General features: G+C 61.9%; 18 protein-coding genes. 14 read left to right on the top strand and 4 right to left on the bottom strand.

The genetic code is table 11. The annotated features are described in order from the left end of the window. The first annotated feature begins 1 nt into the window (after position 1). From otnC to denD, 4 genes are all read left to right on the top strand, one after another. Complete coding sequence (gene otnC / locus ABH944_RS06790; protein WP_404604915.1) at positions 2-655, top strand: 3-oxo-tetronate 4-phosphate decarboxylase; 654 nt, start codon at positions 2-4, stop codon at positions 653-655. Between the two features lie 81 nt (positions 656-736). Further along, positions 737-2,074 carry an MFS transporter gene (locus ABH944_RS06795; RefSeq protein WP_404604914.1) on the top strand — a complete coding sequence of 446 codons (1,338 nt, stop codon included), beginning with the start codon at positions 737-739 and terminating at the stop codon, positions 2,072-2,074. A 22-nt stretch (positions 2,075-2,096) separates the two neighbouring features. Continuing rightward, entirely contained in the window at positions 2,097-2,894 is a 798-nt protein-coding gene (gene otnI / locus ABH944_RS06800) for a 2-oxo-tetronate isomerase (protein WP_404604913.1), read from the top strand. A gap of 7 nt (positions 2,895-2,901) precedes the next feature. Next, positions 2,902-3,867, top strand: coding sequence for a D-erythronate dehydrogenase (gene denD, locus ABH944_RS06805; RefSeq protein WP_404604911.1), 966 nt, complete (start codon positions 2,902-2,904; stop codon positions 3,865-3,867). 54 nt (positions 3,868-3,921) lie between these two features. Here denD and ABH944_RS06810 read toward each other — a convergent pair whose 3' ends face one another. Next, positions 3,922-4,614 carry a response regulator gene (locus tag ABH944_RS06810; RefSeq protein WP_404604910.1) on the bottom strand — a complete coding sequence of 231 codons (693 nt, stop codon included), beginning with the start codon at positions 4,612-4,614 and terminating at the stop codon, positions 3,922-3,924. Then, positions 4,611-6,389 carry an ATP-binding protein gene (locus ABH944_RS06815; RefSeq protein WP_404604908.1) on the bottom strand — a complete coding sequence of 593 codons (1,779 nt, stop codon included), beginning with the start codon at positions 6,387-6,389 and terminating at the stop codon, positions 4,611-4,613. The genes ABH944_RS06810 and ABH944_RS06815 overlap by 4 nt, the downstream gene beginning before the upstream one ends. Before the next feature lie 211 nt (positions 6,390-6,600). On the opposite strand from ABH944_RS06815, the gene ABH944_RS06820 reads away from it, so the two are divergent. Beyond that, entirely contained in the window at positions 6,601-6,966 is a 366-nt protein-coding gene (locus ABH944_RS06820; protein WP_404604907.1) for a DUF2866 domain-containing protein, read from the top strand. A 908-nt stretch (positions 6,967-7,874) separates the two neighbouring features. Next, on the top strand, positions 7,875-8,666 hold the full coding sequence (locus ABH944_RS06825; RefSeq protein WP_404604906.1) for a winged helix-turn-helix domain-containing protein: 792 nt from the start codon (positions 7,875-7,877) through the stop codon (positions 8,664-8,666). A 34-nt stretch (positions 8,667-8,700) separates the two neighbouring features. Here the strand turns inward: ABH944_RS06825 and ABH944_RS06830 are convergent, their stop codons facing one another. Next, entirely contained in the window at positions 8,701-9,633 is a 933-nt protein-coding gene (locus tag ABH944_RS06830; RefSeq protein WP_404604904.1) for a glycosyltransferase family 9 protein, read from the bottom strand. A 20-nt stretch (positions 9,634-9,653) separates the two neighbouring features. Then, a complete protein-coding gene (locus tag ABH944_RS06835) occupies positions 9,654-10,562 on the bottom strand; it encodes a glycosyltransferase family 9 protein (protein ID WP_062090438.1) in 909 nt (302 codons plus the stop codon). Between the two features lie 766 nt (positions 10,563-11,328). Between ABH944_RS06835 and ABH944_RS06840 the strand changes: the two genes are divergently transcribed. From ABH944_RS06840 to ABH944_RS06875, 8 genes are all read left to right on the top strand, one after another. After that, positions 11,329-12,387: an NADH-quinone oxidoreductase subunit B family protein gene (locus ABH944_RS06840; protein ID WP_404604902.1), complete on the top strand. Its 1,059-nt coding sequence runs from the start codon at positions 11,329-11,331 to the stop codon at positions 12,385-12,387. Between the two features lie 86 nt (positions 12,388-12,473). Then, entirely contained in the window at positions 12,474-14,300 is a 1,827-nt protein-coding gene (locus tag ABH944_RS06845) for a nickel-dependent hydrogenase large subunit (RefSeq protein ID WP_404604901.1), read from the top strand. Further along, a complete protein-coding gene (locus ABH944_RS06850) occupies positions 14,297-14,836 on the top strand; it encodes a NifU family protein (RefSeq protein WP_404604899.1) in 540 nt (179 codons plus the stop codon). Before ABH944_RS06845 ends, ABH944_RS06850 begins: the two co-directional genes overlap by 4 nt. Beyond that, positions 14,833-15,486: a DUF5947 family protein gene (locus ABH944_RS06855; RefSeq protein ID WP_404604897.1), complete on the top strand. Its 654-nt coding sequence runs from the start codon at positions 14,833-14,835 to the stop codon at positions 15,484-15,486. Before ABH944_RS06850 ends, ABH944_RS06855 begins: the two co-directional genes overlap by 4 nt. Further along, a complete protein-coding gene (locus ABH944_RS06860) occupies positions 15,479-16,168 on the top strand; it encodes a DUF6084 family protein (protein ID WP_404604896.1) in 690 nt (229 codons plus the stop codon). Before ABH944_RS06855 ends, ABH944_RS06860 begins: the two co-directional genes overlap by 8 nt. After that, positions 16,165-17,559: a hypothetical protein gene (locus ABH944_RS06865; RefSeq protein ID WP_404604894.1), complete on the top strand. Its 1,395-nt coding sequence runs from the start codon at positions 16,165-16,167 to the stop codon at positions 17,557-17,559. The genes ABH944_RS06860 and ABH944_RS06865 overlap by 4 nt, the downstream gene beginning before the upstream one ends. Continuing rightward, on the top strand, positions 17,556-18,119 hold the full coding sequence (locus ABH944_RS06870) for a hydrogenase maturation protease (RefSeq protein ID WP_404604892.1): 564 nt from the start codon (positions 17,556-17,558) through the stop codon (positions 18,117-18,119). The genes ABH944_RS06865 and ABH944_RS06870 overlap by 4 nt, the downstream gene beginning before the upstream one ends. Then, the gene (locus tag ABH944_RS06875) at positions 18,116-18,220 is read left to right on the top strand and encodes a DUF6893 family small protein (RefSeq protein ID WP_404604890.1); all 105 of its coding nucleotides are present in this window, start codon (positions 18,116-18,118) and stop codon (positions 18,218-18,220) included. The genes ABH944_RS06870 and ABH944_RS06875 overlap by 4 nt, the downstream gene beginning before the upstream one ends. Positions 18,221-18,228: the final 8 nt, after the last annotated feature.

Below are 18,228 nucleotides of genomic sequence, written 5' to 3' on the forward strand. Positions count from 1 at the left end.
CATGGCGACGAACGAGAACCGTATCCGCGAGGAAATCTGCGAGACGGGCGCGAGTCTTTACGAGCGCCGTTATACCGTTGGCACCGCCGGGAACATCAGCGCGCGGCTTGACGACGGCTGGTTGATCACGCCGACCGACGCCTGCCTCGGCCGTCTCGATCCAGCCGATATTGCGAAGGTCGATGCAGCGGGTAACCACGTGTCCGGCGGCAAACCGTCGAAGACGCTGGCGTTGCATCGCAAGATCTACGAGAACAACAGCGAGGCGCAGGGTGTCGTCCACACGCACTCCACGCATCTGGTCGCCTTGACGCTCGCCGGTATCTGGCGCCGCGACGACGTCTTGCCGCCCATCACGCCGTACTTCGTGATGAAGGTCGGGCATGTGCCGCTGATCGCTTACCGGCGCCCGGGCGACCCTGCCGTCGCGGAACAGGTCGCGGCGCTGGCGTCAAAGGTGTGGGCCGTGCTGCTGGACCGGCTAGGTCCCGTGGTCTGGGAAAAATCGGTCAGCCATGCGTCGTACGCGCTGGAAGAGCTGGAGGAAACCGCACGGCTTTGGCTCCTTGCGCGCTCGATCAACGCACCGGTTCCGGAGCCGCTCGACGAAGCGGCTATCGATGATCTGCGCAAGACCTTCAACGTGCGCTGGTAGCGCCCAACGCGCCACGTCACTTCACTGACGCAACAGAATCGCCGAATCAACGAACCCGATACTGCTTCCCGGAGACCAAGCATGACCCCTGACCAAGCGGTGCCTGGCGGCCCGCGCACGCCTGCAGCATCTGCCTACGACAACAAGGAACTCACCCGCACCTATTCGAAGGTGTTCTGGCGCATCGTGCCGTTTCTCATGCTGTGCTACGTGGTGGCCTATCTGGATCGTGTGAATGTGGGGTTTGCGAAGCTGCAGATGTCGCAGGATCTCGGTTTCAGCGAGACCGTATTTGGTCTTGGAGCAGGCGTATTCTTCTTCGGCTATTTTCTGTTCGAACTGCCAAGCAATATCCTGATGCACAAGATCGGCGCGCGCATCTGGATCGCGCGGATCATGATCACGTGGGGCATTCTCTCGGCGCTCTTCGTGTTTGTGAAAACCCCCACGCAGTTTTATATCCTGCGTTTCCTGCTCGGGCTGGCCGAAGCCGGTTTTTACCCCGGCGTGATCCTTTACCTGACCTACTGGTTCCCGTCGCACCGGCGAGCGAAGATTGTCGCGGTGTTCATGTCCGCTATTCCCGTGGCGGGGATCTTCGGCAATCCATTGTCAGGCTGGATCATGCAGACGTTCTCGGACAGCCGGCACTTTGAAGGCTGGCAGTGGATGTTCCTGATCGAAGCGGTCCCGGCGCTGTTGATCGGCATTGCGACCATCCTTTATCTCGACAACAACATCCGCGGCGCGAAGTGGCTCAGTGAACGCGAAAAGCGCTTGCTGGAAGATGAAATCAGCGCGCAGCCCCAGCATGCCGGCGACAGCACCAAACATTCGCTGCGCGCGCTTTTTGCCGACAGCCGCATGTGGTGGATGTCGCTGATCTACTTCGCGTTCGTCACCGGGCAGTATGGCCTGACGTTCTGGATGCCAACCTTCATCAAGTCCACGGGCGTGAGCGGGGCGTTCAATATCGGCTTGCTGAGCGCGATTCCGTTTCTGGTCGCCATCGTGGTGATGAACGTGCTGGGCCATAGCGCGGACAAGCGGCGCGAGCGCCGCTGGCACCTGATCGTGCCGGCGCTTGCTGCAGCAGTCGGCTTCTCGGTGGCCGCATCGTTCGCGGGTAATACGGTGGTATCGATTATTGCGCTCTCGGTTGCTGCCGCCGGGGTGCTGACATGTGCGCCATTATTCTGGTCGCTGCCCACGGCTTTCATGTCGGGCGCCGCGGCGGCCGCCGGGATTGCGGTGATCAATTCGATCGGCAATCTGGCGGGCTTTGCGAGCCCATACATGATTGGGTACCTGAAGGACCTGACGCACAGCACGGCGACGGGTATGTACGTGCTCGCCGGGATGCTGGTGATCGGCGCCATTGCCACGTGGCTGGTGCCTGCCAAGCTCGTGAATCGCTGAACTCATTCAAGGAGTCCATGTTATGCCCCGTTTTGCCGCCAATCTCACCATGATGTACACCGAGCATGCGTTCCTCGACCGTTTCGCCGCCGCCGCGAAAGATGGTTTCAAGGCCGTGGAGTTCCTGTTCCCCTATGACTTCGCCGCAGCTGACATCAAGGCGCGGCTTGACGAACACGGCCTCACGCAGGCCTTGTTCAACGCACCGCCGGGCGACTGGGCGGCGGGCGAACGCGGGATCGCTTCGCTGCCGGGACGCGAGGACGAGTTCGCGCGTGCACTCGATAAAGCGCTGGACTATACCGCCGTGCTCGGCAACAAGACCTTGCATGTGATGGCGGGTCTGATCACGCCGGAACAGTCGCGCGAAAAACATCGCGCGGTGTATCTGAAGAGCCTTGAACGGGCGGCGAACGCCGCGCGCGCAGCGGGCATCACGATCGTTATCGAACCTATCAATACGCGTGATATCCCCGGGTTTTTCCTCAACCGCCAGGACGACGCGCAGGCAATCTGCGAGGAGATCGGCGCGCCGAACCTCAAGGTGCAATTCGATTGCTACCACTGCCAGATCGTGGAGGGCGACCTCGCGGTCAAGCTCAGGCGCGACATGAGACGTCCGAATGCGGGCATCGGTCATATCCAGATCGCGGGCGTGCCGGAACGGCACGAGCCGGACCTGGGCGAACTGAATTATCCGTACCTGTTCGACCTGATCGATTCGCTCGGCTACGAGGGCTGGATCGGTTGTGAATACCGGCCGAAAGCCGCCACATCAGACGGGCTCGGCTGGATCAAATCTTATTTGCAACGCGCGTGAGGGCAGCATGAACATTCTTATTACCGGCGGCGCCGGTTTTCTCGGACAACGGCTCGCTCGCCGTCTTCTCGAACGCGGCACGCTGCTGGGCAAGCCGATCACCGGACTCATGCTGCTGGACGTGGTGCGGCCACCGGACCTGGGCGACAAACGCGTGCGCGCCGAGACCGGCGACATTGCGGATCGCAGCGTGCTGGAACGGTGCATTGGCGCAGACACTCATGCGATCTTCCATCTGGCGGCAATCGTGAGCGGTCAGGCGGAAGCGGATTTCGAACTGGGCATGCGCATCAATCTGGACGCGTCGCGCCTGCTGCTCGATGTGTGCCGCTCGCTCGGCCACGCGCCGCGGGTGTTGTTCACGAGTTCGGTCGCGGTGTACGGCGGCACGCTGCCCGAGATGGTCCGCGACGATACCGCGCTGAATCCGAAGTCATCCTACGGAACGCAAAAGGCGATCGCGGAGTTGCTGCTGTGCGATTATTCGCGGCGGGGTTTTGTCGATGGCCGCGTGCTGCGGCTCCCAACCATCAGCGTGCGTCCGGGCCGGCCCAATGCGGCGGCATCGTCATTTGCCAGCGGCATCATTCGCGAGCCGTTGAATGGCGAGCGCGCGGTATGTCCGGTCGGTGGGGACGTGCGTTTATGGCTGCTGTCGCCAAAGCAGGCAATCGAGTCGCTGATCGCCGGGTGCGAGCTTGAACAGGCCGAGCTCGGCACATGGCCGGTCGTCAACATGCCGGGACTGTCGGTCAGCGTGACGGAAATGGTCGATGCACTGAAGGAAGTGGCGGGGGAAGAAGTGGCTGCGCTGATCGACTGGCAACCGGACCCGAAGATCGAAAAGATTGTCGGGAGCTGGCCGGGGGCTTGGGAGACGCAGCGAGGCGAAAAGCTGGGGCTCGCGGCGGACCGCAACTTCAGCGACGTCATTCGCGCGTTCATTGAAGAAAGCAAACCCGCCGGCGCCTGAATACTCACTAAAGCCAGCCGTTAGAGGCGCCGGCTAAAGCGTTAAAGACGTCCGCTAAAGTTCCAGCCGATACCCCACGCCGTACACCGAAACAATCGGTTCGCTGTCGGGACGCACGACCTGCAGTTTGCGGCGCAGGTTCTTGATGTGGCTGTCGATGGTGCGATCGGTCACCACGCGGTGGTCGTCGTAAAGCTGGTTGAGCAGGTAGTCGCGCGGGAAGATCCTGCCCGGCGATTTCATCAGCAAAGCCAGCATGCGCAGCTCGACCGGCGTGAGCTTCAGCTCCTCGCCGTCGAGCCGTGCGCTATGGAATTCCTGGTCCACCTCAAGGCCCGTTACCACGGGTGCGACGGCGGTTGCAGGCGGCGCGGCGCGGCGCAGGATTGCCTTCACCCGCGCGACGACTTCCCGTGGGCTGAAGGGCTTGCAGACGTAATCATCGGCGCCAATTTCGAGCCCGCGCAGACGATCGGCTTCATCCACACGCGCCGTCAGGATGATCACCGGAAGCGTCGAGAACTGCCGTACCTCACGGCATATATCCATGCCGTTGCGCCCGGGCAGCATCAGGTCGAGCAGCATCAGCGAGGGTGGGGTGGTGCGAATGAACGGGATCACTTCGGCGCCGTCGCTGATCGACGTCGTTTCGAATCCTTCGATATGCAGATAGTCCGCCATGACCGCGGCCAGTTTCGGCTCATCCTCGACGATCAGGATACGAACGCCGCGTCGCTCGGTACTCATGCCGCCACTCCTTCCGGTTCAAAATGTGCTGTTATCCAGACCCCGCCAAGCGGTGACGGCCGGGCTTGGGTGGTTCCGCCGTGCGCGGTCACAATGGCCCGGCACAGCGCAAGGCCCAAGCCTGCGCCACCGCTCTGGCGGCTGCGCGATTCATCGACTCTATACAGGCGTTCGAACAAATGCGGCAACGCCTCGGCGGGTACACCCGGCAGGGAATCCTGGATATCGAGCTGCCAGCCGTGCGGGCCGACGCTCACCGAGACGCACACGCTTCCGCCCGGATCGGTATAACGCAACGAATTGAGCAGCAGGTTTTTAAGCAACTGCACAAAGCGCGCGGGGTCGACCTGGAAGACCATGCCCGCCGACTCATTCGACCCATCCCCGGACGCTTCCGGCAGCGTCAGGCTCAACGCAATCTGCTTGGCCCTGAACGACTCCCGCATCGCGTCGACCGATGCGCGCACCAGCTGGTCGATGTCAGCCGGCACCTTCCGGTAGCTCAACGCACCGACATCGCTCAACGATAACTCGTAAAGGTCCTCGATCAATTTGTTCAGCATCGCGACTTCGTTTTGCAGCGACGCCAGCGAATGGCGGTCGAACGCATGCACGCCGTCCTCGATCGCTTCCAGTTCGCTGCGCAACACCGCGAGCGGCGTGCGCAATTCGTGAGAGATATCGGCAATGAAATCCCGGCGCGAGCGTTCCGCGCGCTGCAGCGAATCCGCGAGCACATTGAAGTCGCCCGCGAGCCGGTCCAGTTCGTCCCGGCGTCCGGCTGCCACGCGCGTGGTGTAGTCGCCGCCCGCGAGCCGGTGGGTGGCGATCATCAGGCGCTTGACCGGCGCCAGCACGATCCGCGCAAGCAGCATGGCAACGAGTGCCGCCACGATCACGGCCACGCCGGCAATCTCCCACGTTGCACGCGCCTGCTGTGCCTGGAACGCGATATCGGCGGCGTCCGAGAGCGTGTTGGGCGCGTTGGCCGCGACCCAGCCGACTATCTTGCCGTTGTAGACCACCGGCTTGAGGGCGACGTCAGGCGGAGGTTCGGAGTCGGTGGTCGCGACCAGGTCATGGTTGGCGTCGTAGAGCGTGGCAGGCTGGGGAGCGCCACGTCCGCCGCGCCCTGGCGGCGGACGCGGCGGAGGTGGACGGTCGTAGGGCGGCGGTTCGTCGAACGTCATATCCCGTCCGACCCCGCGGTCGCGGCTTGCTGCCACGCCGGAGTCGGCGAACGCCGGGGCCGGCAGCCGCATGCCCCAATGCGGCCCTTCTTCCTTGCCCGACAGAGGCCCGAGCATTTGCTGCACGCTGGCACTGCCGGGGAAGGTGCGCCAGCTCGGCAGCTTGTTTGTCTGCGCCTCGACCATCTCCTGCCTGAGGGCCTGATCATGGGCGGCGTCGAGGAGCGTTACCCACTCTTCGGGATGCTGGCGCAGGAAATTCCAGCTGCCGTGGGCGGCGTATTCGGCCGTGACCTTTGCCATGACGGCGTTTAGCCGTCCGGCGTCGCGCGCGCGGACGTAATGCAGGAAGCCGTTCTCGAAACTCAGGCGCAGGGCATATCCCATTGTGAGCGAGATGGTCAGGCAGGCGATCAGCACTGCGAGGAACATCTTCCACGTAATGCCGAAGCGAATCTTGCCCGCCCGTGCCCGGGAGCGGGTTCCGAGTGCTTTCCAAATGTTACGCGAGCTGCCGGGCGGCGTTTGGGCCGTGGGTGAGAGGGCCTGTGCGCCGAGGGGGTCGCTGTGTGTTTCGCTGTGCATTCGCGGATTTTAGTGGAAACAGGGGAGCTGTCCCACGTTCCCGCGACGTTCCCGGCCAACCTCCACGATTTCTCCTTCTTTTGTTCATTGTCAGTGCGTGATGCCTGACTAGTATCTGATCCTGCAGATAACGTCATTTATTCCGAACCGCTTAACTACCGGCTCATCACCTATTCAACCGCCGATTCATTGTCGATTCTGGAGAGAACACATGCATACCGCGTCGAGCGTTCAGCACACCCCGTGGAAGGTCTTCGGACGCGTCTCGGCGCCGCCCCTGGAACAGGGTACGCGTTCGGCACCGAAAGCACCCGAGGCGAGCGCCGCGAGCGCTGTGCAACGGGTCATCAAGATGCGTGGCGCCCGGGTGTCGGAAACGCTGCTGCGGCCTTGGGGCGAGTGCTGCAGGATCGTGGAATGGGTCAATCGCGAAGGCCAGTATTCATGTCTCGCGGTGCCGGGCGATGCGTCAGAGGATGAGATCCGGCATCGGATGCGCTCGCACAGGAATGGTCCGCAGTACCTCGTGACGGATGACCGCGAGTTGCCGGCGAGGGTGGTGTTGCCGAGGGCGTAAGGGGTGGGGTTTGTGTCGGGTTGCCAGGGTTAGTGGTCTGGGTCAGTGCAGGGTTGGTGCTTTCAGGGTTAGTGGTCTGCGAGAGTCGGATTTTCTCTTTACCACTATTAGCCACTGCGCGTGGCGGCGCGTCATTTCTTTGTCCAAAGCGACAAAGAAACGAAGCAAAGAAAACGCTTTAACCGCTCTACCCTAAGTGTCCACAGCGTGCAGTTCCAATTCATGGGTGCCCCAAAAGCACGGTGCTCGGCAGAGCGACGGATGTGTGAACCCCTCCTTCTCGCGAATCCTGACATGAACACGCTTCGCCACCAGTGCTCTCGGGCAAGCACACATGCTGAGGAACCTGCTCTGCATCACGGGTATTTACTGCTTCACTTCTTGGTGGGTTGGCTGCGTGAGCTGCACGGTTATTTTCGAAATTACGGCCTTGTGCATTTCTGCGGCTTTGTTTCCAGGTGGGTTATCTACGTGGTTCGTGATCCATACAAATTCGGTGGAGGGTTGTTCGCGGATAGCGCGGGGTGCTCCTTGGGCAGGTTCAATCACTGGTGGCGAAGCGTGTGGGTATCCGTGTTCGGAGAAGGAGGGTTTCACACATCCGTGGCTCTAGCGAGCACCGTGCTTTTGGGGCACCCATGAATTGGAACTGCACGCTGTGGACACTTAGGGTAGAGCGGTTAAAGCGTTTTCTTTGCTTCGTTTCTTTGTCGCTTTGGACAAAGAAATGACGTGCCGCCACGCACAGTGGCTAATAGTGATAAAGAGAAAATCCGACTCTTGCAGACCGCTAACACCGAAAGCAGCACCCCGGCATTGACCCCGACCGCTCCCCCAGACCCTAAAAACCCAGCACCGGCACGGCCCTAGCACCACACAAAAGACCACCGCTCAGGAAAGAAACCCAGATGAAAACACGCATCTTTTTTGTCGAAGCCAATCCGGCGATCCACGGAAATCTTCGCGATGTCCTGGAAAGCCGCTACATGGACGTCCATACGCTCAGCAGCGGCCGCGCGTTGATCGGACGCATGCAGCACGACGTCCCGGCGCTGATCGTGCTGCGGGACGGCTTGCCCGACATGAGGGCGTCAGCCGTCCTGCGCGAGCTGGAACAGGCCGGCCATGACACCCCGGTGATCGTGATCGGCGACACGCTCGACTCGGTGGAACTGATCGTATGCCTTGAACTGGGCGCCGATGACTACGTCAGGATGCCTTGCAATCCACGCGAACTGCTGTCGCGGGTCGAGAATGTGCTACGCCGCGCGCCGCACAAATCGAACTCGCCGGTAAGTGCCACGGGCCGGTGCGAGATTGGTAACTTTGTCATCGATTTCCGCGCCCGCATGCTGACGCGCGACGGCGTGCCCGTCGCCATGCATTCGAGCACGTTCGCCTTGCTGCGCCTCTTCGCCGAACATCCGCTGGAAGTGCTGTCCCGAAGGATCATTGCCGACAAATTGCGCGGCGCCGGCGAAGGGCATTGCGACCGTTCGCTGGACGTGCTGGTCTGCCGGCTGCGGCGGATCGTCGAACCCGACCCGTCCACTCCGCGCCTGATCCAGACCATTCGCGGGCGCGGTTATGTCTTCACCCCATCCGGGCTGAGCGCGGGCGCTATCGACTTCGAGGAACTCGATGTCATGCCGTCGGAACCCGCCTGGAAACGCGCCGAAGCAGTGAATAGCTACGCTTAGCCGCCACGTGGCTCACTTTCTCCAACCACTCCCTCTAGCCATGGGTGCGGGAGGCTTGCCGGGTCAGCCGCGCAAACGCTGCGAGCACGCGGTTGCACGTGAGCGTTTGCCGCCATAGCTTCTCTTTCAGATAGGCGGTCGGCACCCACTGCCACGGCAACACCACATCGACCACGCCCCACGCGGGCCGCCACCGCTCGGCTACCCGGCGACGCCGGAAAAGGCTCAGGCTCGGAATGCCGAGATTCGACGCGAGATGGCCAATGCCCGAGTCATTGCCAATAAACCAGCCCGACTCGTACACGCAGCAGGCAAGCTCGTGCAGGTTCTCGAAATGGGGCGCGGGAATATCGAATGCCGCAAGATGGCGCCAGCGTTCGCGCTCATGCGGCGCGATCACGAACTGCACGTCATAACCGCGCTTGCGCAGACGCTGGGCAAGCCGCACGAACCGGTGCGAGAACCAGCGTTTGTCCTCCGTGCTGGCCTCGGGATGAATCATGACGCGCTTGCTGTTCCTGCGATGCACGAGGCCCGCAGGCGCTGTAATCCCGTTATCGAGCACCGGCTCGCGCAGCGCCAGGTCATCCCGGCAGAAGTCAGCGAAGCGCTGCGCCATGCAGCCCGGCCGGTTGCCGAATTCGACGTCCTGCAGCGTCACCACGTGAGGATGGACATCGACGAGATCGCGCAGCGGCTGGTTCCATTGCATCTGGAAAACCGTGTCGTAACCGGCGAACGTGGTGGTCAGGTCGTCCTGCGGAAGCGCGCGTACGGCGACGCCGGGAAACCAGTGGCGAAGCGCGTGCGCGGGCGTGCCGTACACGGTGACGTCGACACCGTTGTCCATCAGGTTCCTCACGATCACCATGGACACCAGCGTGTCGCCTATCGCATTGGACGTGACGAACGCTACCCGGCCGACCGGGGCGCGCAGAGCCGACGAGAGATTGGTGGAATGAGTCATGCGTTCGCGCTTTCGCGCATTCAGGCGTTGGAGGTGAGCGCACGCAGACGGTCGAAGGCGTCGCACACCTTGTTGACCGACAGCATGTATTTCCAGTAACGCTCCTTGAGCCGGCCGGTCGGCAGATATGCGCTGCCGATCAGCACCTGGCCGACGCCCCAGCCGGGACGCCATGTGCGTGCAGTGCCGCGGCGCATGAAGAGCGACAGCGTGGGGATCTGCAGGCTCGACGCGAGATGGCCGATACCCGAGTCGTTGCCGATGAACCAGCCAGACTCGTAGAGCCACGCGGCGACCTGATCGAGCGGTCCGAGATCGGCGAGCGTCAGTCCGAATTGTTCAATGTGGGTCCAATGCGCACGCTCCTCCGGCGCCACGACGAACTGCGGGTCGAAGCCGCTGTCCCGCAGCTTGATCGCGAGTCCGATGAAGCGCGACGCCAGCCAGCATTTGTCGGACGTGCTTGCCATCGGGTGAATAGCCACGCGCAGCGAGCGCTGGCGATGGGTCAGGCCGGGCAGGGGCGTGATGCCGTTGCCTTTGTCGACGAGCGCGAGGCGCAGTTCGTCGCGGCAAAAGCGCGTCAGGCGTTCCGCCATCGACTCCGTCGAATTGGCGCTGCACAGATGGGCCAGGACAATGACTTTCGGATGCAGCCGCTCAAGGTTTACGAACGGCTTGTTGGCGTGAAGCTGGATTACGGTGTCGAAACGGGCGAGTTTTTCGGCGCAATCGTCCAGGTGCAGTTCCGGTTCGATGTCCGTACCGGGAAACCAGCTACGCATGTTATTGATTTGCTGGCCGAACACGGTGACCGCCACGCCGTTCAGCCTGAGGTTGCGTGCAACTGTCATCATCAGCAGCGAGTCGCCGAGCGCCGAGGACAGGATCAATGCCACGCGGGACAGTGGCTGGGTTGCGTGCGACATACGTGCCTCTGGAGAGGCGCTCCGCTGCTGGGGAGCGCTTTGCGCTCAGGATGGATCCCTGAGCCGGAGGCAGTCTAAGATCACACTCCATTACGTGGGTTACGGCATAACTTACCAATACTTAAGACGCCGGGCAATTTTACGTCAAAAAAAATTCCGATGCCGCCCGGAGTGTCCCGGATCAATGCCGAACCAAAGCTTGCGGCAAGTCCGTGACCACCGTGTGTCTGTTCGGTGTTTCAGGGGTGTCCGCCGCCATGAGATCCGGCATCAGGTACGCGTTGCGCACGAGTTCGGGATAGCGGAATCCGAGCCGATACACCGACCTGGCCAAGGGCGCGCAATCAGGCAGCAATATCCACTCGCTCAATCGGGCAGCGGTAAAGCATGGCGCTACCCGCATTTAAATCAGAGGGTTAAACAAGCATATTCGTCGCGAGTTAAAAAAACGGCTGTCAACGGAAGCGCCGCGCTATCGCACCGGCGTGCGGGAAAACATTCGCAGAAACCGGTTGATTGACTAGCGTTAAGAACTATATTTAAGGGAATAAAAAAACACGGTCATGCAGGCGATAGAGATGATTGAAATCTGACTATCGACCCAACGCGCACCGGAAAGACGAGCGGACAGACAGGCCATCGCGACCATTCATTGATCGCCGCGCCCGTGTGTTCGCTAAAGGCGGTTCCCCGCCACGGCCAGCAACAGACACGTTGCAATCCGCGGGGCTGTCACACATTCGCCAGCAGGCGAGGAGGTTCCATCATGGATCCGGAAAGCGCCATTCCCTATGGCCGCAAGACTCAACACGCCCCTGCACTGAACGAAGTCCATATCCTGTGGATCACCGCGGGCCTCGGCTGCGACGGCGATTCCGTATCGATTACCGCCGCCACGCAGCCCAGCATTGAAGACGTGCTGCTCGGCGCAATTCCCGGACTACCGAAGGTTCATCTGCACAATCCGGTGCTGGCTTATGAAAACGGCGCGGAGTTCATGGCGCCGTTTCATGCTGCGGCGCGGGGTGAGATGGATAACTTCGTGCTGGTCGTGGAAGGCTCGATCCCGAACGAGAAGATCAACCGGGAGGGATACTGGGCTGCCATGGGAACGGACCCCGACACGCATGAACCCATCACCATTCCGCAATGGCTCGATCGCCTGGCGCCTAAAGCGCTGGCTGTCGTCGGCGCGGGCACATGCGCGACCTACGGCGGCATTCATGCCATGGAAGGCAACCCCACGGGTTGCATGGGCCTGGCGGACTACCTTGGCTGGGACTGGAAATCGAAAGCGGGCCTGCCTATCGTGAACGTCCCGGGTTGTCCGGTCCAGCCGGACAACTTCATGGAGACGCTGCTATACCTGCTGTATCAACTGGCAGGCCTCGCGCCCATGATTCCGCTGGACGCAGCGCTACGTCCCAAGTGGCTGTTCACGCGCACCGTGCATGATGGTTGCGACCGCGCGGGCTCCTACGAACAGGCTCTGTTCGCCACGGAATACGGGAGTCCGAACTGTATTGTGAAGCTTGGCTGCTGGGGTCCGGTGGTCAATTGCAACGTGCCCAAACGCGGCTGGATCAACGGCGTGGGCGGTTGCCCGAACGTGGGCGGAATCTGCATCGGCTGCACCATGCCGGGATTCCCGGACAAGTTCATGCCGTTCATGGACCAGCCCCCGGGCGCAGTCCTCTCGTCGAATCTCATCAAGTCCTACGGCGGACTCATTCGCAGCCTGCGCAAGTTGACCAATTCGACCGTCAACGACGAACCGAAATGGCGGCATAACCGTCCTGTGCTGACGACCGGCTATCGTCGCTGAACGGCTGCGCGGAACGCGCATGGGCACTGCTGCTGATCAGGATCATGGCGGTCGCGGCGAGAGACAGAGGTATCCAGGAGGGGGTCATGGCAGATATTGCGGCACCTGAATTGAAGTCAGGCAAGGCGTCAGAGCCTGCCAAACTGGTCGAGATGAACTGGGACCCGATCACGCGGATCGTTGGCAGTCTCGGCATTTATACGAAAATCGATTTCGAGCAGCGTAAGGTTGCCGAGTGCTACAGCACATCGTCTATTTTTCGCGGCTACAGCATCTTCATGAAGGGCAAGGACCCGCGCGATTCGCACTTCATCACCAGCAGGATCTGCGGCATCTGCGGCGACAATCACGCGACCTGCTCGGTGTATGCGCAGAACATGGCCTACGGCGTGAAACCGCCGAACATGGCGGAATGGATCGTCAATCTCGGCGAGGCGGCCGAGTACATGTTCGATCACAACATCTTCCAGGACAACCTGGTGGGTGTGGATTTCTGCGAGCAGATGGTCAAGGAAACCAACCCCGGCGTCTGGGCGAAAGCGCATAAGACCGCTGCGCCGCATGCGGAGATCCACGGCTACAAGACCATCGCGGACATCATGACCGCGCTGAATCCGTTCACGGGCGAGTTCTATCGCGAGACGCTGCATGTGAGCCGTTATACCCGCGAGATGTTCTGCCTGATGGAAGGCCGTCACGTGCATCCTTCAACGCTGTATCCCGGTGGCGTGGGAACGGTGCCGACCGTACAGCTTTTTACGGACTACATCACGCGTCTGATGAAGTATGTGGAGTTCATGAAGAAGGTCGTGCCGCTGCACGACGACCTGTTCGACTTTTTTTATGAGGCACTGCCAGGCTACGAGGAAGTCGGGCGCCGCAGGATTCTGCTCGGGTGCTGGGGGTCGTTCCAGGACCCGGATGTATGCGACTACAACTACAAGACGATGACCGACTGGGGCCGCAGCATGTTCGTCACACCGGGCGTAGTGGTGGACGGCGAACTGGTGACCACGGACCTGGTCGAGATCAACCTGAATATCCGCATCCTGCTCGGCAGTTCGTTCTATGAAGACTGGGATCATGAGGAGACGTTTGTCCGGCAGGATCCGCTGGGTAATCCTGTCGATCGTAAACACCCATGGAACCAGACGACCATCCCGCGGCCGCAGAAACGCAAGTTCGACGGCAACTACACGTGGGTGATGTCGCCGCGCTGGTACGACAAGCGCACCGGCGATCACCTCGCGCTCGATACCGGCGGTGGTCCAATAGCGCGGTTGTGGACGACCGCGCTTGCGGGCCTCGTGGACATCGGCTATGTGAAGTCGACGGGTCGCAGCGTGAAGATCTATTTGCCGAAGACAGCGCTTAAACCCGAAGTCGAGTTCGAATGGAAGATCCCGAAGTGGAGCAACGCGATTGAACGCGACCGCGCGCGCACGTATTTCCAGGCCTATGCGGCCGCCTGTGCGCTGCATTTTGCGGAGAAGGCGCTGGCCGAATTGCATGCGGGCCATACGCGCACTTTCACGCCGTTCCAGGTGCCCGATGAAGCCATCGGCTGCGGTTTCCACGAAGCTGTGCGGGGTGTGCTCTCCCATCACCTGGTGATCCAGGGCGGCAAGATTGCGAACTACCATCCGTATCCGCCGACTCCGTGGAATGCGAATCCGCGCGACATCTACGGCACGCCCGGACCGTATGAAGACGCGGTGCAAAACACGCCGATCTTCGAAGAGAACGGGCCGGACAAGTTCAAGGGCATCGACATCATGCGGGCGGTGCGCAGTTTCGATCCGTGCCTGCCGTGCGGTGTGCATATGTATGTCGGGGATGGCAAGACTGTCGATGTCGCGCATTCGCCGACCTTCGGCGTTCCGCCGGGCATGAAGCCGGGAGGGCACTCATGAGCGACGGGCGCGTGCTTGAAGAACAACAACGGCGCATCGACGAACTGATTGCAGCACTGGAGACGCTGGACGACACGCATGCGCGTGATATTACGCAGGCGTTGTTGCAGGTGGTGCTCGAGTTGCACGCAAGCGGTCTTGCGCGGCTGGCCGAGATCGTGACCGAGGCGGATGGCGCCGATGGTCCGATCGTCGCCCGGCTGGTGCAGGACAAACAGGTCAGCGCTGTGTTGCTGCTGCATGGGTTGCATCCGCAGGACCTGGCCAGCCGCGTCGAGCACGCGGTCGATGGGCTGCGGGCGCCGCTGGGTGCGCAAGGCGTAAGGATCGAACTGGTCGATGCACGGGAGGACCTGGTGCGCGTTCGTCTGGCGGGCGTGCTGACCGGCAAGCACGTCACCCCTGCCGATGTGCAGAACGACATTGAGCGGGCGATCTTCGACCAGGCGCCGGACGTGGCGCGCATTGAAATAGACGGGATGCCGGACGTCAATGTCCACGAGCTGCGGTTCGTCGCAACACTGCCAACATCATGAGCGCACGCGAGGATGGGCGACCTGGGGAACACACGCAACGTGGCTGGGCAGCTGCGTTGCGCACGTTCGCCCGGCCGCCGGTGACGGTGCTGTGTGAACTGTGTGGCGAACCACTCGACGGCACTCATCCTCATCTGCTCGAACGGGAACAGCAAGCGCTGCGTTGCTGCTGCCGCGCATGCGCGTTGCTGTTCGGCAACCAGCAAAACGCGCGCTACAAGCGGGTGCCGGAAAAAGTTCGCTGGCTTGGCGACTTTCGTCTGAGCGATGAACAATGGGACGCGTTGGCGATCCCCATTGGCATTGCGTTTTTCTACCGGGATTCGGCGCAACGCGTGATCGCGATGTACCCGGGTGCAGCCGGCGCGATGCAGTCTTCGCTCGACCTGAGCGCGTGGGCAGTTCTCGTTGCCGGCAACCCCGTCCTCAATACCCTCGAACCCGATGTCGAAGCGCTGCTGGTGAATCGCGTGGAAGGCGCGCGTGAGTATTACCGCGTGCCTATTGACCAGTGTTATGCGCTGACCGGTGTGATCCGGGCGCGCTGGCGCGGAGTGTCGGGCGGTGTGGATGCGTGGCGCGCGATCCGTGCGTGTTTTGCGGCGCTGAAAGCTGGCGAGCGTTTGCCCGAGGGAGTGCCGAATGCCTGATCTTGACTTCGTCGTCGAGGGTGCGGAGATCGCGCTGCATTCGGTGTCGCCGCTGCTGGTGTTCAAGCTGCGCGTGACCAGCAGGAGCGCGCCGAACGGGGCGGCCGCTCAGGAGGAAATCGCGAGCCTCGCGCTGCATTGCCAGATCCAGATAGAAGCGACCCGGCGGACTTACGAGCCGGTCGATCAGGCGCGGCTCAGCGATTTGTTCGGTGTAGCGCAGCGCTGGTCGCAGACCTTGCGGACCCTGCTGTGGACGCACGCCAATGCGGCGGTTCCCGCCTTCACCGGTACTTGCACGGTCGATCTGCCCGTGGCGTGCACGTTCGACTTCAATGTCGCGGCGGCGAAGTATTTCGATGCGCTGGGAGACGGGGAAATCCCGTTGATGCTCCAATTCAGCGGGACGATTTTCTATCGTGAAAGCGACGGCGCGCTGCAAGTCGCGCGTGTTCCGTGGCACAAGGAAGCCGCCTTCCGGCTGCCGGTCGCGACATGGCGAGCGATGCGCGATTACTACTATCCGAACAACGCGTGGATGTGCGTGCAGCGCGGGGTCTTCGAGCGGCTGGAGCGTTACCGGATAGAGCGAGGCTTGACTGGTTGGGACGAAGCGCTTACGGCCCTGCTGGACGAGCGCCGCGCCGAACAGGCATGGCCTGCTCAAGGAGGCTTGCAATGAACGCCATCGAGGGGATTGTTCAGGCCGTGCTGTACGAGGGATACATGCTTTATCCGTACAGGCCGTCCTCGGTGAAGAACCGGCAGCGCTGGACCTTTGGCAGCGTGTATCCGCAGACGTGGGCCGACTGGTCCGGCAGTGATGCATCGATGATGCAGACCGAATGCGTGATCGAAGGCGACGACGAAACGCGCGTAACGGTGCGGCCGTGTTTCCTGCATCTGATCGAACGGGACGTGCGTGAGTTGAACGAGCCTGAGGCTGCATGGACAGGACTGGATGCGTTGCCGTCGCGGTCGGTAGCGTCGCTGGAAGTGGGCGGCAGGCGCTTCGACGCGTGGCAGGAAGCCGCTGAGCAGCATGTCGAAGTCCTTGCATTGACCCTGGGTGGATTGTGTATGGAGGGACTGCGTCAGACGTTTTCACTGGCCGGAAAGCGCGCGGTAGAACCATTGATGGAAACGGACGGGCGTGTGTGCGGCGCGCTGGTGCGCACACGCGCTGCAATCGATGGCCGGGTGGAATGCTGCGCCACGCGAATCGGCGAACGCACCTTCAGGCTCACAGTCCGCATTGTCAACGTGACACCGGTTGACGAACCGCAGCGCCTGAATCGCGATGCCGCTTCGTCGTTCGCCTTGCTGTCATGCCACGCGGTGCTGGCCGTGGAGGGCGCCGAGTTCGTCTCGTCGATCGAGCCGCCGGACGAGCAGGCTGAAGCGGTCGCGGATTGCAAGAACATCGGGCTATGGCCTGTACTGGTTGGTTCGGGCGAACGCCACGACACCATGCTGGCAGCGCCCATCATCCTCTACGACTACCCGCAGGTCGCGCCGGAAAGCGCCGGCGATCTCTTCGATGCCACCGAGATCGACGAGATCCTGACGCTGCGTATCCTCACCATGACCGATGCCGAAAAGCGTGAGATGGCCGCAGGCGATGAACGTTCGCGCGCGCTGCTTGAGCGCACCGAAAACCTGTCCGCGAGCGACCTGCAGCGGCTGCACGGAACCTTGCGCGACGTGCGCATGGATACGGGCTGGCGCGATGTATCCGAGGAAACCGGCGAGGCCCCCGAAGACACGGCTCCCTGGGCGGAGCTTGACGCCATGCCTCCTCTTGCCTGCGTCAACGTCGACGGCGTGGCGTTGCAGGTTGGCTCGCGCGTGGTGCTGCATCCCCACGCCCGTGCCGATATCTTCGACCTGGCTTTGCGCGATCAGATAGCGACCATTGAATCGATCGAGCGTGACTTCGAGGACCACGTCCATGTGGCGGTGACGATCGACTGCGATCCCGGCCGAGACTTTGGCCTTGCGCGCATGCCGGGTCATCGTTTCTTTTTCGCGCCCGACGAGATCGAGCCGTTGCGCGAGGAGCGGCCGTCATGACGTCGATCCTGGTGGCTGGAGTCGGCAACGTCTTCCTGGGTGACGACGGCTTCGGCGTCGAAGTCGTGCGGCGCCTGCATGAAAGACGCAATGATGCGTGGCCGCCGGAGGTCCGCGTGATCGACTATGGAATCCGCGGGATCGACCTGTACTACGCGCTGCTGGACGGCGTGGACCTGGCCATTCTCGTCGATGCAACGCACCGCGACGGACCACCGGGCAGGTTGTATGTGATCGAGCCTTCCGCAGAGAACACCCATGAGCGTTTCACAGGCGAGGTCTCGCCCGTCATGATTTCGCCGCACGATCTCGATCCGGCGAAAGTCCTTCAAGCCGTCCAGGCGACGGGTGGCGAAGTGGGCCGGATTGTTCTGGTCGGTTGCGAGCCGGAAAGTCTTGGCACGGAGGATGGGCAGGAGGGCCGCATGGGACTGAGCGAGCCCGTCGCGGCGGCCGTGCAGGAAGCCGTGGAAACCATTGAAACAATGATCGAGAACATGCAGGCGCAGACCACCGTGGCCAACGCCGGGAGCGTGTCGCAGGAGCACTGGAGAGCATGATGAAGTTCTTGCTGAAGTACTTGTTGTTGTCCGGGCTGATCGTTGGCGTGGCGGCGAACCTGAAGGATATCCGCCGCTATATCCGTATCCGCAACATGTGACGGGCACG

Origin of the sequence: Caballeronia udeis (genome assembly GCF_044909315.1) — a bacterium.
GTDB lineage: Bacteria > Pseudomonadota > Gammaproteobacteria > Burkholderiales > Burkholderiaceae > Caballeronia > Caballeronia udeis_A.

Bases quoted from the DNA above. Each gene is read 5' to 3' on its own strand.
- otnC (WP_404604915.1), top strand. From the start codon at position 2: ATGGCGACGAACGAGAACCGTATCCGCGAGGAAATCTGCGAGACGGGC.
- ABH944_RS06795 (WP_404604914.1), top strand. From the start codon at position 737: ATGACCCCTGACCAAGCGGTGCCTGGCGGCCCGCGCACGCCTGCAGCA.
- otnI (WP_404604913.1), top strand. From the start codon at position 2,097: ATGCCCCGTTTTGCCGCCAATCTCACCATGATGTACACCGAGCATGCG.
- denD (WP_404604911.1), top strand. From the start codon at position 2,902: ATGAACATTCTTATTACCGGCGGCGCCGGTTTTCTCGGACAACGGCTC.
- ABH944_RS06810 (WP_404604910.1), bottom strand. From the start codon at position 4,614: ATGAGTACCGAGCGACGCGGCGTTCGTATCCTGATCGTCGAGGATGAG.
- ABH944_RS06815 (WP_404604908.1), bottom strand. From the start codon at position 6,389: ATGCACAGCGAAACACACAGCGACCCCCTCGGCGCACAGGCCCTCTCA.
- ABH944_RS06820 (WP_404604907.1), top strand. From the start codon at position 6,601: ATGCATACCGCGTCGAGCGTTCAGCACACCCCGTGGAAGGTCTTCGGA.
- ABH944_RS06825 (WP_404604906.1), top strand. From the start codon at position 7,875: ATGAAAACACGCATCTTTTTTGTCGAAGCCAATCCGGCGATCCACGGA.
- ABH944_RS06830 (WP_404604904.1), bottom strand. From the start codon at position 9,633: ATGACTCATTCCACCAATCTCTCGTCGGCTCTGCGCGCCCCGGTCGGC.
- ABH944_RS06835 (WP_062090438.1), bottom strand. From the start codon at position 10,562: ATGTCGCACGCAACCCAGCCACTGTCCCGCGTGGCATTGATCCTGTCC.
- ABH944_RS06840 (WP_404604902.1), top strand. From the start codon at position 11,329: ATGGATCCGGAAAGCGCCATTCCCTATGGCCGCAAGACTCAACACGCC.
- ABH944_RS06845 (WP_404604901.1), top strand. From the start codon at position 12,474: ATGGCAGATATTGCGGCACCTGAATTGAAGTCAGGCAAGGCGTCAGAG.
- ABH944_RS06850 (WP_404604899.1), top strand. From the start codon at position 14,297: ATGAGCGACGGGCGCGTGCTTGAAGAACAACAACGGCGCATCGACGAA.
- ABH944_RS06855 (WP_404604897.1), top strand. From the start codon at position 14,833: ATGAGCGCACGCGAGGATGGGCGACCTGGGGAACACACGCAACGTGGC.
- ABH944_RS06860 (WP_404604896.1), top strand. From the start codon at position 15,479: ATGCCTGATCTTGACTTCGTCGTCGAGGGTGCGGAGATCGCGCTGCAT.
- ABH944_RS06865 (WP_404604894.1), top strand. From the start codon at position 16,165: ATGAACGCCATCGAGGGGATTGTTCAGGCCGTGCTGTACGAGGGATAC.
- ABH944_RS06870 (WP_404604892.1), top strand. From the start codon at position 17,556: ATGACGTCGATCCTGGTGGCTGGAGTCGGCAACGTCTTCCTGGGTGAC.
- ABH944_RS06875 (WP_404604890.1), top strand. From the start codon at position 18,116: ATGATGAAGTTCTTGCTGAAGTACTTGTTGTTGTCCGGGCTGATCGTT.